The following is a 14,996-nucleotide window of genomic DNA, read 5'->3' on the forward strand; positions in this document are numbered from 1 at the left end:
GAGTATACTGAAAGGCCGGAATGGAGCAAAAGCCCCATCCCGGCACCATCAGATTGCGGCAATCTGGCACGAAACGAATGCCGCTCTCGCGAAAGAGACTCAGCGGCTGACGTTCCAAACGAAACGCACGCCATCCTTGCCGTCGGGCTTGGGCCCGGCGCTATCGGCGATAACGGCGCCGTCATCGGCGATCCGGAGATAGCGGTCGGTTGCCAGCGACATCAGAATCAACTCACCGGACGGCGTTTCCGTCCATTGGAAGCTTTCGGCTTTGCCCGGCTTTGCCGTGGTGGTCGAAACACGTCCGTCGGCAGCGACCGTCAACGCCTTCTCGCCCGCGACGAGCGCCACCCGGCCAAGTCCCATATCGACGACGCGATAGGCGGTCGGCACACCCCGCTCCACTCCGGTACCAAGATACAGGCCCGTTTTCAGACCAAACGATGTCAGCGTGACGGTTTGCCCGAACGGAATGGGGCGGCGCAGGCCATGCGGATATTTCTCGTCGACGGTAAAGCTGTCGAAATCGGCGAAACCACCCGCGCCCTTGGTGTTATAGGCAAACAGGGTGTTGCGCACACCTTGGAACGTGGTGAGCTGATAGGGCTGGACTAGTTCGATACCCAAGCGGACGAACGTCTTGCCGTCGAGCGAATAGGAGAAGACCGACTTGTCCTTGAGATAGTCGCTTTCGGCACGAAGCCAGATGCGGCTTGCCGTGACCGGCGTGCGCGCGGACTTTCCGGACTGCTGGTCGAATTGGACCAGCGTGAAACCGTTTTCGCCGCGTTCGACACCGATCCAGGCATACGGCAGGTTCAGCAGAGCCAGGCCCGCAACGTCGCCCGGCTTGAGGCCGCCGGTTTCCAGCACCGTCGTTACCGTCGACACCGGCCCGATGGCGCGCTGGGTCAGGCTGTTTTTCGCGTTCCAGAAATCCGCCGCCGGCAAGGTGTGCAGGCGCAAATAGCCGGCACGTTCGGACAACGACCACGCCGTGTCGACCGGCACATGGTTCCATTGCCAGACGTTTTTCAGCGGACCCGAGAAGTCGTCGTCGCGCTCGTAGGGCGCATGCGGCGCTTCGGAAACGCCGGTATTGGGCTTGACCCAGACGCGCGGCGTGCGGGTGAGATTGCCGGGCAGTCCGAAATAGGGCCAGCCGTCCTTCCACGTCACCGGCGACAAGAGAGTCACCCGGCCGAGCGAATTGTGCTCCGACATCGAAAAGCCCCACCATTCGCCCGACGGCAATTGCACGATGCCGCCCTGGTGCGAGGACATATGACCGGTCTCGCTTGGCTTCGGCGGCGTGATGTCGAACGGCGGCGTCTTCTGCGGCGGATCCTTGGAAGCAAGGCGATAACCCTCCGCAAGCCCCATATCTTCGTCGATGGTGATGGCCGGCAGCACCTCGTAAGGCCCGAATGGAGTATCGGCGCGCGCCGCCGCCATCCGCATACGCTTGTCGTACCAGGCGCTGGTGATGACGTATTTGCCGTTCACCTTGTAGAAATGCGAGCCCTCGCCGATCAGGCTGTCGGGACTAAACGGTTTGTGCTCCGTACCCGGAACGATATCGGTGAAGTCGTCGTTGAGCTGGGCGATGTGCAGATCGCGATAGCCCCAGACGATGTAGGCCTTGCCGTCGTCGTCGAACAGCACCGACAGATCGTGGAACATCTGCTTCATTGCCGTGTGCTTCCACGGTCCTTTGGGATCGGTGGCGCGGAACACCTGCGTGGTGGCGTGGTTCACGTTCGAGAAAATGTAGAAGGCGCCGTTGTGATAGCGCAGGCACGGCGCCCAAATCCCCTGGCCGTAGATGTTCTGGCCGTTCTCGAGGCGATAGGCGGGACCGAGATCGAGCTTGTCGAGGGCATAACCAACGAGTTCCCAGTTGACGAGGTCCTTGGAGTGCAGGACCGGCAATCCGGGCATGGCATGCATCGTGGTGCCGGTGAGATAGTAGTCGGTCCCCACCCGGATCAGATCGGGATCGGAGAATTCTTCGTAGAACAGCGGATTGGTGAATGTCCCGTTGCCGTTGTCGGCCGTCCAGGTCGGCGCGGCGAGGGCCCCGGCGAGACTCGACAATGCGATTAGTATTACCGCCAAGCGCTTCAACACACCCACCTCCCATGCCACCAGGACGATGCAGCGTCCTGGGCGGACTTATATCCGTTTTGTAGGACAATTTCTCCTGCGAAATCCCTGCGGCCAGGAGCAGGCAAATGCGCGCAGGCCAAAGCGCCCGCGAGCCGATGAGACCCGCGGGCGCCCTGTTAGCTTACAGATTACGGCTTCCCGTTCAGGGCTTGATCGTCAGCATCACTACTGCGTGACGGCCCACCTCGGCGCTGACCTGCCCCTTGGCGGGGGCGAGCGTCTTGTGCTGCCAGAGATCGCGCACCGCCGCCGACAGTCCGGCGGGATACTGGAGCTGCTCCCACGTCACCGCGATCTTGCGCGCATCATTACCGCGGTTGAACAGCAGCACGGCGCGGCCACCGCCTTTCAGCGGACGGGTCCACACTTCCGCATCGCCGTCCTTCCAGACGCGCGACGCCGCAATCCCGAGCGGGTCCTGATCGACCGCGATGACTTCCTTGTTCATGAGGATCGCCTTGGTCGCGGCGTTCATAGCGGCCAGGTCGTTGCCCGCGATCAGCGGCGCGGCGAACATCGCCCACAGGCTGAAATGCGCGCGATATTCGCTGTCGGTCATGCCGCCGTTGCCGACTTCCAGCATGTCGGGATCGTTCCAGTGGCCCGGACCGGCATAGGGCGCAAGCTCGGCCTGCATGTCGACGATTTTGAGCAGCCCCATCGAATAGCCGTTGGGATGCATCCCATCCCAACCGTCAAAGATATCGCCGGTCGTGCGCCACAGATTGCCGATGTTCCGTGCCCACAGCCACGGCTTGGAATTACCCCATTCGCATAGCGAAAACACGATCGGCCGGCCGCTCGCCTGCAAGGCCTGGCTCATGGTGAGATAGGACGACTGGGCGTCCTGGGTGTCGGTATTGCACCAGTCGTATTTCAGATAATCGACGCCCCACGCGGCGTACTGCTTGGCATCCTGGAATTCGTGACCGCGGCTGGCCGGAAAACCGCCGCAGGTCTTGGTCCCGGCATCGGAATAGATGCCGAACTTGAGGCCCTTCGAATGGATGTAGTCGCCCAGCGCCTTCATGCCTGACGGAAACTTACTGGCATCCGGCTGGATATTGCCCGACGCATCGCGCGCACCCTGCCAGCAATCGTCGATGACGACGTAGGTGTAGCCCGCGTCCTTCATGCCCGATGACACCATTGCATCGGCGGCACTGCGGATCAGCTTCTCGTTCACGTTGCAGGCGAACTTGTTCCAGCTGTTCCAGCCCATCGGCGGCGTCAAGGCGAGCCCGTTGGGCGTACCCAGCAGCGGATCGGCGTGGTCGCGCGCCGCTGCGGCGACGCTGACGAGAACGCCCGCAAATAGAATGGACAGGATTTTTCGTGCCGCGTCGTTGAACATTGTGCACCTGTATCTGGGCTGCCTATGAGAATGACCGGCTCAAATCGCCATGAACCGAGCCGCGGAGCATCCGGGAACAGCGCTATCCGTCCTTGCGGCGAATCCACCCCCATCACCCCCAGTCCTTTTATCATATGAATGAGGAGCGGGGGAACCGGCGATCGCCTCCCGGCGAGATACCGATCACAACTTTAGTTGCGCTTCAGCGCCGGAGTTATGGACTTCCCTGGCTTGAGCAGGACGCCACCGCTTGCATAATGCGTTGCAAAGATTCTTGGACGCGACGCATTGGCCACCACCCATCAAGCAGGCGTGATCGCCTATCGCGGCGAGAACGGCCGGCGGGAAGTCTTGCTGATCACCTCGCGCGACACCCACCGCTGGATCATTCCCAAAGGCAACATCGGCCGCGGCAAGACGGCGCGCAAAGCGGCCAAACTCGAGGCCTTCGAGGAAGCCGGTCTGCGCGGGACCATCGACAGCGAAATCCCGATCGGCTTCTACACGTATTTCAAGAGGCGCCAGGACCAGTCGGCCTACCCCGTGAGCGTCGAGGTATTCCTGATGCGGGTCGACCGGCAGCGCAAGAAATGGCCGGAAAAAGGCAAGCGCGAAATCTGCTGGCTGTCCATCAAGGACGCCATCGCCCGCATCCAGGAGCCCGGCATCGTGCCGCTGCTGAAGCGCCTCGCCGAACTGCCGGACTTCCGCGCGTCGGAATAGACTAAGTTGCAGCCGGCCATGTCACCGCGGCCCGGAGACCGCCGGCCTTGCGGTTGGAAAGGCTCAGGCTGGCGCCCTGGTTCTTGGCAATGGCGTCGGCAATGGAAAGACCGAGGCCGGTGCCGCCGGTGAGACGGCTGCGCGAACTGTCGAGACGCGCAAAGGGTTGCAGCACATCGCCGAGCTGGGCTTCGGGAATGCCGGGGCCGCAATCTTCCACAACAAGCACAATTGCACCGCCGCCGCTCTGCAGCGAGACTTCGGCCCGTCTTCCGTATTTCACCGCATTATCGATCAGGTTGCGCAACAGGCGGCGGACCAGATTGACTTGCAGCACCAGCGTGGTGCGGGGCGCCTCGACGAAGGTCACATCCTTGCCAAGGCCGCGGAACTCCTCGACCACCGAATCGGCGAGCGCCGAAAGATCGACAAGCTGCTTCGGCTCGGTGGAATGTCCGAGGCGGGAGAGGTCCAGGATCTCCTCCACCATGGCCGTCATTTCGTCGATGGTCTCGACGAACTTCTCGCGCTCGGAGTCCGGCTCCACGCTTTCGGCGCGGATGCGCAGCGACGCCAGCGGCGTGCGAAGGTCATGACCGATGGCCGTCAGCATACGATCCTTTTCGGCCAGAAGATCGCGGACGCGCTGCGCCATGGCGTTGAACGAACCGATCGCAACGCGCACCTCGCGCGGCCCTTTCACCGGAAGCGGTTCGAAGCCATCCTGCGGCTGCAATACCTGCGCGGCTTCGGCCAGGATGCGCAACGGCCGCGAAATCCGCGATGCCCAGAACAGCGTCGCGCCGAGAAGGATCACGAACAGCGCGATCTGCGACAGGAACAGCGGGTTCAGCATCATCGGGAACGGCCGCGCGCCCCGGAAGACGGCGATCAGCCACTGCCCGTCGGCCATGCGGGCCGCAATGCGGATGTCGCCCCCGCGATGATCGGGCGGCGGGCCTTCGAAACGGCCGGGCGGAGGCTCCTCGAACGGCCGGGCGCCGAACCCCACCGGCTTGGGCGGGCGGGCGAAAGGAAGCCAGCGCCGCTCGCCGAAATCGTGGCGGAAAATCAGCACCGACGAAACCGTCACCGCGCGCTTCTTCAGTTCCGCGGATAAAGAGTTCTCGAAGGCCCGTTCGCGTTCGCTCGGCGGAGTCCGCAGGGTCGGCGCAAGCCAGAACCGCCCATCGGATCCCTGGGCCGCTTCCAACACCACGTCGCGGCGCTCCGGCGCGGTTTGCGCGATCGTTCCGGCCACATCGGCAAAACGGCTCAACGCCGGCTCGACCACATTGGCGGTCTGCCACTGGTCGATGACGCTGCGCGTCAGGAGAAACGCGAACACCTGCGCCAGGACCAGCGCCGCGATGATGAGCAGCGCGGTCTGACCGAACGTGCTCCACGAGCCGACGGTGAGGCGCGCGCGGGCGATCACACGACCCTGACCTCGGCCACGAAGCTGTAGCCGCCGCCCCAGACCGTCTTGATGTAGGTCGGGTTCTTGGAATCAGGTTCAATCTTCTTGCGCACCCGGCTGATGAGATTGTCGATCGACCGGTCGAACGCCGAGGCCTCGCGGCCCTGGGTGAGATCGAGCAACTGGTCGCGCGACAGCACGATGTGGGGCCGCTCCAGGAAGGCGAGCAGAAGATTGAACTCGCCGGTCGACAGCGGCACCACGACGCCGTCGTCGCCGAGCAACTGACGGGCGCCGGTCTTCAGCTTCCAGGTGCCGAACTGCATCGTCTTCTGCACCGGCAGGCGGCGCGAGCGCGGCACCGATTGCGCCCGGCGGATCACCGCCTTGGTGCGAGCCAGCAGTTCGCGCGGGGCGAACGGCTTGACCACATAATCGTCGGCGCCCATTTCGAGACCGATGATGCGGTCGGTCTCTTCCGACTTTGCCGACAACAGAATGGTCGGGATGTCGAGCTTCTCGCGGATCGAGCGGCACAGGCTGAGACCATCCTCGCCCGGCATCATGATGTCGAGAATGACGAGATCGAATTTGTAGCGACTGAGAAGGTGACGGGCTTCGAGCGCATGGCTCGCCATGGTGACGCGAAAGCCGTTGCGCTGCAGATAATGCCCAAGCGGATCGCGAACGCTGCGCTCGTCTTCCACCAACAGGATGTGATAGCCCTCGTCCGGCTTTATGGCGGTTTCTTGGACGTCGGCCGGCTGGGTCATCATGAGTTCCTCCGCCGCGCGAACGACGCCGTAATTTGCAATCCCAAATCACTCATCCGTGGCTCTCCCGCGGCACATTGCGTTTCGTAGACCACCCCGCGACCGATTTCATAACCCGGTTGGCCGTTGGAAAACATGAACAATTTGTTGTTCAGATAACCATTTGTATCAACCCGTCCCAGGCGTATTCGCCGCTTTCCGGCCTGCCGGCCGGGGGCAGCCCCGCGAAAACAACGGCTTCTCAAGTTTAACGGCGGCGGCGCCGGTTCCCGCACACGCCAGACTTTTGCGACGGTTGGCACAGGGCTGGTGCAAGCCATGGATACTTTCGCGACCGACCTCCCCTAGACCGCGCCCATCCCGATCACGGAGGTATTGGTGAGAAAGCGCCGTCTGTTAACGTCCGCCGCCGTCGCGGCCCTGCTCGCGCATCCCGGTTACGCCGATACCACAATCGACTCCGATACCACGACGGCCCTGACGACGGGCGCGCTGCTGACGACCGACTCGGGGACGGCCAACGCCGGCAATATCACCGTCGATAGCGACGGCTCGATCAAGATTTCGAAGGCCTCGATCGGCGCCATCACCATCGACACATCGAACTACCTCTATTCCAACGGTACGATCAAAAACTCGGGCGAATCCGGCGCGTACGGCATCGAGATCGACACCTCGTCGGCACCCAACCTGACCGGCGCCAGCTTCACCAACGCCGCGTCGTCGACCATCACCGGCGCCGGCATCTATCTCGATTCCAGTTCGGCCCTGCAATTGACCGGCGACGGAACCGGCAAATACGGCCTTTACTTCGACGCCGTCAGCGGCACCGGCACCTACACCGGCAACGTCACGATGTACGGCGGCGCCATGACCATCGAAGGTGCGTCGAGCTACGGGATCTATCTTTCGTCCGATACCACCTTCACCGGCAACCTCACGATGGATTCGAGCTCGTCGATCACGATGACCGGGGGCTCCTCGAGCGCCATCTATCTCGCCAGCGGCACGACGTTCGTCGGCAACCTGACGCTGGGATCGAGTTCGACCATCACGCTTGAAGACGATTCCAACACCGCCATCGTCATGGCCGGCAGCAGCAAGTTCACCGGCGACATTTCGCTCGGCGGCTCCATCGTGATGTATCAGAACGACGTGCGGTCGACGACCAGTTCCAGCCTCGAAGCGGTCCTTTTGCAGGGCACCATCACAGGCAACCTGACGGTGGCCTCGGGCAGCACGATCTCGGTGATCGGCGCCGGCGCACAAGGCATGACGGTAGAGGGTTACGGCGTCACCGGGGCCGTCACAGTCGCCGGGACCATTCAGACGATCGGCTATTCTTCGACCTACGATTCCAAGGCCAGCAGCTATTACACATCCTCGCTCACGACCTATCCCGAAGCGGGCAACGCGCTTTCGATCGGCGCCAGCATCAACGGCGGCTTGATGATCTCGGGCCCGGCTTATTCGAGCGCATCGACCTCGTCGGGTACGATCGCCGTCCAAGGCACGGGCATCGCGCTGGCGATTTCACCCGCGTACAACGCGACCGTCAGCCAGTCCTCGGCGCTTACGATCGGCGTCTACAAGTACAACGGCGATCTCGACACCTACGATCCCGGCTTCAGCGTCTACAATCGCGGCACTATTTCCGCAGCGCCGCTGACACCCGGCAATAGTGCCCAGACGATCGTCATGGCAGGGTCGGAGGCCTATCACACCGTCCTGACCGGCGGCTTCTACAATTCCGGCAAAGTCAGTGCGTCGGCCACCACCAACAAGTCAGATACGACGGCCGTCACGGCGACCGCCATTTCGCTCGGTGCCTACACCTATCTCGACAATGCGACCTTCGATTACGCCACCGCAACCTGGGGCGATGCCGCGCTGGCCGGCAAGGAGACCAGCGATCAAGCGGCCTTCGTCAATTCGAACGTTACCGGCAGCGGCGTCATTTCCGCATCGACATCCGGCTACAAGGCCGGCGCGGCCGTGGCGCTTTACATCGCGCAATATGCATCTGTGCCTTCGCTGATCAATTCGGGGACGATTACCGCAAGTGCGCTGACATCCGACCAGGACCTGACCGCCACCATTTCGTCGTCCAACCCGTATAGCGAATATGCCGCCGCGATCATCGATTCCTCGGGCACACTGACCTCGATCTACAATACCGGTACGATTTCGGCCTATGCCGGCGTCGGCACCTCCACCTCGTCGGTCACCGAACTCGACAGCCAAAAGCAGCTCGCCGTCGCCATCGACCTGTCCTCGGGAAATACCGCAACACCTTCCGGCTCCGGCGTGACGATCACCGAACGCGCCACGGCCACCAGTTCGGCGGCCATCGTCGGCGATATCTTTTTTGGCACCGGCGACAAGCAGGTCATCGACATCCAGGGCACGTCCACGACCTATACCGCGTCAATCGTCGGTAACATCGCCTACGGTGCGACCGGCACGAGCGCGATCGGGGACGAGTTGAACATCGGTGCCTACGGCATCGTCAAAGGCAAGGTTACGGCCGGCAGCGGTCCCGGCGTCAGCGTCAATGTCGCCTCGAACGGCGCCCTGTACCTGCTCAACGACACCACTTCGCTCAACGCCCAGACGGTGCACGTGGCCGACAGCGGCATTCTCTCCATCGGCGTTTCGCAATCGTTGACCGACACCGGCGCCATCGCCTCCAAAGGCACCGTGATCCTCGACAAGGGCTCCAAGCTCTACCTGTCGTACAACAGCTTCGTGCCACAGGGCTCGAACACGTTCACGCTGATCACCGCCCCGTACGGCTATCTGCAGATCGACACATCGACGATTGCCGTCACCAACACCTATCTGACCAAGAACGTCAGCGACAAAGGCTATCTGCCGTATCTCTTCAAATCGGCCAACCTCGACGTCGTCTCCTCGGCCTCCACCGGCGACGCACTGGTGTTGCACGTGACGCCCAAGAGTTCCGACGAGCTTGGCTTAGTCGGCTACGCCAAGCAGCTCTTTCCATACGTGAACAGCGCGCTTTCCGTCGACAACGAACTCGGCACCGCGATGATCTACGGCATCCATAATGCCGCCGAGGCACAGTCGGCCTATTCCGCCTTTGCGCCAAACGTTACCGGCGGCGACCGCGCCGTGGCCGTCTCGATTACGGATTCCGCTACCGGGCCGGTTGCGGCCCGCCAGCGCAGCCTTCTGATGTATGCCCACGGCGAATCCGGAACTTCGGTCTGGGCCAACGAGTTCGTACAGATGATCAAAGACCCCGGCCGGGGTGCGGAATCGCTCGAAGGCACACGCGAACTTTCGGGCTTCAAGGATTCCGGCTTCGGCATCTCGGCCGGCGTCGATACCGGGTCGGGAAAATACGGCTGGTTCGGCGGCGCCCTCACCTTCTATGCCGGCGATGTCGGCGAGTTGAAGCGGGTCTCCAAGACCCACGAGCAATGGCTGGTCCTGTCCGGCTATTCGGTGTGGCGCGGCAAAGGGCTGTTCTTCAATGCCAAGGTCGACGCCGGCTACGGCAAGTTCGACGGCACGCGTTCCATTACGCTCGTCACGTCGTCGAGCTCGAGTTCGATCACGACCTACACCCGCACGGCCTCGAACAAGCGCGACGGTGCACTGCTGTCGGGCGGCTTCTCAACGGGCGCCTATCTCAATTACGGCGCGGCCACGCTCAGTCCGACCTTCAGCGTCGATGGGTTGATGATGCGCGAGAACGGCTACACCGAATCCAACCCCGGCACGGCCAGCGACGGCGACGCCTTCAATCTCAAGGTTCAGCCTTACTACGCCCGTTCGCTGCGCGCCTTCATGGGCCTGGATGCGCGCTACGACTTCAATCTCGGCGACTTCTATCTGCAGCCGGAAGTGCGCGCCGGCTATCGCTACGATTTCTTCACCGATCCGCAGAAGCTGAAGATCGCCTTCGCCCATGCCGACATCAGCGGCGCCTACGCCAAGCCCGGCGAAACCTTCACCATCACCGGCCCCGATCCGGCCAAAGGCACGCTGGTGCTGGGCAGCTCGATCGCGGCGACGACGGAGGCTTGGTCGCTCGGTTTCCACTTCGATTTTCTGCGCGGCTCGAACGGCATGATCCAGGAAGTGGGAACGCTGAGCATCGTCGGCAAGATATAGTCCGGGAACATCTTGCCTAGCGGGGCAGGAAAATCCTGCTTTGTCACACGACTGTATACGCGACAGACGGGTGACGCCGGATTCCGCCATTTTCCCGCGCAGTCACTGGCACATGGAATGCTTTTGATGCCCTACCGCTCCCGTGCGTCGGGAGACGGAGTCAAAGGAGGCAATCACCATGTCCATAGCCGGCATCGGCTCGCAGGGATCGGGCAATCTGTCCCAAATCCTGTCGAGCCTGCTTACAAAGCTGGATACGACGTCGAAGACGACAAACTCAACGTCGGACACCACCAGCACGACCAAGACGACCGCCACCGCCGCAACCGACGGCGGCCTGACCGGAAGCACCACGCCCAGCCTTTCGAGCATGATCCTGGGCGTGCTGATGCAGATGCAGCAGCAGTCGTCCACCTCGTCCACGTCCGCCACCACCGACAGCGATGACACCACGTCGGCGACGTCGGCCACCGGATCGACGGGAACCAATCCCATGTCCAAGCTGTTCTCGGCCATGGATTCCGATTCCGACGGCTCGGTAACGCAGTCGGAACTCGAGTCCTACATCACGAGCGCGGGCGGAACCACCGACGAAGCGGACGAACTTTATTCGCAAATCGCATCGGATTCCGACAGCGGCATCACGGAAAGCGATCTCGCCAAAGCGGCACCGCCGCCTCCGCCGCCGGGCGGCCACGGACCGGGCGGTCCCCCGCCGGCAGACGGCGCAAACGGCTCGAGCAATTCCTCGAGCGTCGGCGACGAACTGGTCAGTGCGCTCGACACCGACAGCGACGGAGCCATCAGCAAGGACGAGCTTTCGACCTATCTCACCGCCAACGGCGGCTCCGAGACAGAGGCCGATACGCTGTTCTCCTCGCTCAGTTCCGATGACAGCAGCTCCATCACCGCTTCGGATTTCAACGAGGCGGTCGAGAAGCTGACGTCCAGCTTCGCGACCAATCCCTACGCCTCGATCCTCAACATGCTGTCGTCCAGCAGCACGAGTACATCGAGCGGCAGCAAGGTATCGGTCAGCGCCTGATCGACAGAAAGGGAGACGGGCCCCACACCGCCTCCCTTTTTCCTGCAAGAATTCTCGTCCCAGTCAGTCCTGCGGACGGTTTGCGACAATATCGAAAACAATGGGCGAAACCGCGCGGCGGCGGGCGAACTATAGTGTCCTCGTTCTGATGAGGATCATTCAAATGACACGCCGATTAATCACCGCAGCTGCGGCTCTGCTGTTCGCTTCCGGCAGCGCGCTGGCGCAGACGCCGCCCCCGCCGGATCATTCCGGCAAAGCCGATATGCAGCAGCATTTCACCGACATGTGCCGGGATCGGCAGGCCCATACGGCCGGCGAACTCGCCATGCTGGAAACCCGGCTGCAGCTTTCCGATCAGCAGAAGCCGCTGTTCGAGCGCTGGAAGAAAGTGAAACTCGGCGCCGCGAAATCGTCCGATTGCCTGCCGCCGCCCGATGGCGAACCGACGATCGTCGACCGCGTCAAACACGAAGAGAAGATGCTGCGCGCGCGCCTCGACGAACTGAAGGCGGAACAGCCTGCGCTCGAAGCGCTTTTCGCCAGCCTCAGTCCCGAACAGAAAAAGGCGTTCGCACCGCCCCGTCATCCGGGCCAGGACCGCCCCGGTCCGATGCGCGGACCTGGCGACCACGGACCGGGAACCCCGCCCCCCGCTCCGGAGAACTAAGCCCCCTCCGGACAAAAGAGAACCCGCGAGTCCATCCCTCCGGACTCGCGGGTTCTGTATTTTCGGAACGACGTTACTGGAGCGTCAGGACCACCACCGACTTCGGCGGCAGGCTGAGCGACAGCTTGCCGTTCGCAAGCTTGGCACCGTTGAAGGCCACCGGATGAACCGTATCCGGCTTGTCGAAGGTGTTGTGTGCGTCCATCGTCGCGCCGGTGAGGATTTCACCCTTCACCTTGCCCGCCTTGACGCCCGCCAGCGTGGCCGAAACCACCGCCGCATTGTGCGGATCGAGATTGGCAAGCCCCACCACGATGGCACCCGACTTGGTCTTGGCCGCCGAAGCGCTGACCTGGGGCATCGTGATCCCGCCGAACGTGTAGTTGCCGGTCTTGAGGTCGATCGGCAGCGACGTCGCGTCCTGGAACGGCTTGTACATGTGGAAGACGTGATAGGTCGGCGTCAGTACCATCTTGGCGCCGTCGGTCAGTATCATCGCCTGAAGCACGTTGACGGTCTGCGCGATCGAAGTCATCTGCACGCGATCGGCGTATTTGTGGAAGATGTTCAGGTTCGCCGCCGCCACGACCGCATCGCGGATGGTGTTCTGCTGCTGCAGGAAGCCCGGATTGGACCCCGGCGCCGGCTTGAACCAAGTGCCCCACTCGTCAATGTAGAGGCCTACCTTCTTGGTCGGACGATCGGACTTCTTCTCCGCCGCCGACATCATGTCGTCGTGCGTCTTGATGTAGCCGTCCATCTTGAGCGTGTTGGCGAGAACCCTGGCCCAGCCTTCTTCATTGAAGCCGGTGGCGTTGTCCTTGATCTCCCACTTGTCGCCCAGGACCGTGTAGTAGTGCAGCGAAATCCCGTCCATCGGGGCGCGGCGGTTGTCCATCAGCACTTTGGTGAAGTCGGTCCAGTCGCCGCTGCGGTCGCCGCTGGCCAGCATGATCGGGCCCGGCTGCTGCGCCGTTTTCATGAACGTGGCCCACTGATTGTACTGATCGGCGTAATACTCCGCCCGCATGTTGCCGCCGCAGCCCCAGGTCTCGTTGCCGAGAGCGTAAATAGCAACCTTGAACGGCTTGTCGCGGCCGTTGGCCTTGCGCTCCTTGACCAGCGTGGTGTCCTGGTTGCCGGTCATGTATTCGAGCCACTGCGCCGCTTCGGCCGCCGTGCCGGTGCCCATGTTCGCGTTGATATAGGCGTCGGCGCCGATCAGTTCGGCAAAATCGAAGAACTCGTGGGTGCCGAACGTGTTGGGATCTTCGACGCCGCCCCAGTTGGTGTTGAGGCGCGTGACGCGCTTGTCCTTGGGACCGATGCCGTCGCGCCAATGGTATTCGTCGGCGTAGCAGCCGCCCGGCCAACGCACCAGCGGCACCTTCAATTCCTTGAGCGCCGCGATGACGTCATTGCGGAAGCCGCGGGTGTTGGGAATAGGCGACTTTTCGCCGACATATATGCCGCCGTAGATTCCGGTGCCGAGCATCTCGGAAAACTGTCCGTAGACGTATTTGTTGATGGTCGGACCCGGCCGGTCGGCATGGACCGTCAGGCTGGCAGGCGCGGCAAACGCCGACGACGCCATAAAAAGCGCCGCTGCTGCGGCCAGAAATGTCTTCACGGTGTTCTCCCTGTTTCGGGCCGGTGCGGCCGGCCTACCCCTGACCCCTTCATAATACAGGGAAATTCCTCAGACAAATATTCTGATCGCCATAATTTAGGCATATTTCGAGGCCACCGCGATGGCTTCTAAACTGCGGCCATCGGGCGAAATCGCCCCATGTTCCGCGATACGAATCTCAGGTTATAGTGACGTGCAGGAGCGGATTGAGCGCAAATGACGAAGCGTGCATCGTTTGGGCGGGGACGCCCAATCAACAAGGTCTTACGGCTGCACGGCTCTATAGCGCGTGACCTCGGCACTGCGATCATGTCCGGCCGTTATCAGCCGGGCGACCTCTTGACCGGCGAAGTCGCCAGTTCGGAAAAGCTCGCCGTCTCCCGCACCGCTTATCGCGAGGCCGTCCGCATCCTGGCGGCCAAAGGGTTGGTCGAGTCCAAGCCCAAGGTCGGCACCAAGATCAGTCCGCGCAGCAAATGGAATCTGCTCGATCCCGACGTTCTCGCCTGGACCTTCGCTGGCGAGCCTGACCTCGACCTGCTCCAGAGTCTGTTCGAACTGCGCGATGTCGTGGAATCGGCTGCGGCCGCAGTTGCCGCCACGCGCCGCACGCCCGAACACCTGGAAGCGATGCGCGATGCCATCGAACGCATGACCCGTTTCACGCTCGCGACCGAAGCCGGCCGCCAGGGCGACCAAGACTTCCATCGCTGGCTGCTGGAAGCGACCGGCAATCCCTACATCATCTCGCTGACCACCGGCGTTCAGGCCGCGGTCAACACCACGACCATGTTCAAGCAGCGCGAACGGCCGCTGCCGCGCGATCCGGTGCCCGATCACATGGCCGTGTTCGAAGCGGTGGCCGCCGGCGACCCGGAACGGGCGCATCGCGAGATGAGCACCCTCGTCCACCTTGCCTTGCAGGATACGCCCCTGCCGCGGGCGCGGGCAAAGCGAACTGCAGGCTAGGTCCTCGCGCGGCGTTTTTCACGCAAACCTGAACACGCTTTCGCTAACGCTGACGCGCCAATCCTGCTACCGATACCAAAGCCGTACTTTGGAGGATGTC

Annotated in this window: 10 protein-coding genes; 5 read left to right on the forward strand and 5 right to left on the reverse strand. The window is 62.5% G+C overall.

The window, feature by feature from the left end:
- Positions 1-99: 99 nt before the first annotated feature.
- Together FHS84_RS06820 and FHS84_RS06825 are read right to left on the reverse strand one after the other, a co-directional pair.
- A complete protein-coding gene (locus tag FHS84_RS06820) occupies positions 100-2,130 on the reverse strand; it encodes a family 43 glycosylhydrolase (RefSeq protein WP_208393742.1) in 2,031 nt (676 codons plus the stop codon).
- Between the two features lie 181 nt (positions 2,131-2,311).
- Entirely contained in the window at positions 2,312-3,523 is a 1,212-nt protein-coding gene (locus FHS84_RS06825) for a glycoside hydrolase family 27 protein (protein WP_166932252.1), read from the reverse strand.
- Between the two features lie 288 nt (positions 3,524-3,811).
- On the opposite strand from FHS84_RS06825, the gene FHS84_RS06830 reads away from it, so the two are divergent.
- Positions 3,812-4,246 (forward strand): NUDIX hydrolase, encoded by a 435-nt coding sequence (locus tag FHS84_RS06830; protein ID WP_166932255.1) that lies wholly within the window; start codon positions 3,812-3,814, stop codon positions 4,244-4,246.
- A 1-nt stretch (position 4,247) separates the two neighbouring features.
- Here the strand turns inward: FHS84_RS06830 and FHS84_RS22195 are convergent, their stop codons facing one another.
- The gene (locus tag FHS84_RS22195; protein WP_166932257.1) at positions 4,248-5,684 is read right to left on the reverse strand and encodes an ATP-binding protein; all 1,437 of its coding nucleotides are present in this window, start codon (positions 5,682-5,684) and stop codon (positions 4,248-4,250) included.
- The gene (locus FHS84_RS06840; protein WP_243850778.1) at positions 5,681-6,442 is read right to left on the reverse strand and encodes a response regulator; all 762 of its coding nucleotides are present in this window, start codon (positions 6,440-6,442) and stop codon (positions 5,681-5,683) included. The genes FHS84_RS22195 and FHS84_RS06840 overlap by 4 nt, the downstream gene beginning before the upstream one ends.
- Before the next feature lie 375 nt (positions 6,443-6,817).
- Here FHS84_RS06840 and FHS84_RS22200 point away from each other — a divergent pair, with 375 nt between their 5' ends.
- The 3 genes from FHS84_RS22200 (at position 6,818) to FHS84_RS06855 (ending at position 12,297) form a co-directional block, all read left to right on the forward strand.
- Positions 6,818-10,582 (forward strand): autotransporter domain-containing protein, encoded by a 3,765-nt coding sequence (locus FHS84_RS22200; RefSeq protein WP_166932259.1) that lies wholly within the window; start codon positions 6,818-6,820, stop codon positions 10,580-10,582.
- Between the two features lie 178 nt (positions 10,583-10,760).
- Positions 10,761-11,627: an EF-hand domain-containing protein gene (locus FHS84_RS06850; RefSeq protein WP_166932261.1), complete on the forward strand. Its 867-nt coding sequence runs from the start codon at positions 10,761-10,763 to the stop codon at positions 11,625-11,627.
- Positions 11,628-11,790: 163 nt separating this feature from the next.
- Complete coding sequence (locus tag FHS84_RS06855; protein ID WP_166932263.1) at positions 11,791-12,297, forward strand: Spy/CpxP family protein refolding chaperone; 507 nt, start codon at positions 11,791-11,793, stop codon at positions 12,295-12,297.
- Positions 12,298-12,370: 73 nt separating this feature from the next.
- Here FHS84_RS06855 and FHS84_RS22205 read toward each other — a convergent pair whose 3' ends face one another.
- Positions 12,371-13,927, reverse strand: coding sequence for an alpha-N-arabinofuranosidase (locus tag FHS84_RS22205; protein WP_341801813.1), 1,557 nt, complete (start codon positions 13,925-13,927; stop codon positions 12,371-12,373).
- Between the two features lie 216 nt (positions 13,928-14,143).
- Here FHS84_RS22205 and FHS84_RS06865 point away from each other — a divergent pair, with 216 nt between their 5' ends.
- Positions 14,144-14,896, forward strand: a complete 753-nt coding sequence (locus tag FHS84_RS06865; RefSeq protein ID WP_166932265.1) for a FadR/GntR family transcriptional regulator — start codon at positions 14,144-14,146, stop codon at positions 14,894-14,896.
- Positions 14,897-14,996: the final 100 nt, after the last annotated feature.

It is taken from the genome of Rhizomicrobium electricum (genome assembly GCF_011762045.1).
Taxonomy (GTDB): domain Bacteria; phylum Pseudomonadota; class Alphaproteobacteria; order Micropepsales; family Micropepsaceae; genus Rhizomicrobium; species Rhizomicrobium electricum.

What these genes read in the sequence shown, in the direction of transcription:
- FHS84_RS06825 (WP_166932252.1), bottom strand. Translation starts at nt 3,523, where the DNA reads ATGTTCAACGACGCGGCACGAAAAATCCTGTCCATTCTATTTGCGGGC.
- FHS84_RS06840 (WP_243850778.1), bottom strand. Translation starts at nt 6,442, where the DNA reads ATGATGACCCAGCCGGCCGACGTCCAAGAAACCGCCATAAAGCCGGAC.
- FHS84_RS06850 (WP_166932261.1), top strand. Translation starts at nt 10,761, where the DNA reads ATGTCCATAGCCGGCATCGGCTCGCAGGGATCGGGCAATCTGTCCCAA.
- FHS84_RS06855 (WP_166932263.1), top strand. Translation starts at nt 11,791, where the DNA reads ATGACACGCCGATTAATCACCGCAGCTGCGGCTCTGCTGTTCGCTTCC.
- FHS84_RS06865 (WP_166932265.1), top strand. Translation starts at nt 14,144, where the DNA reads ATGACGAAGCGTGCATCGTTTGGGCGGGGACGCCCAATCAACAAGGTC.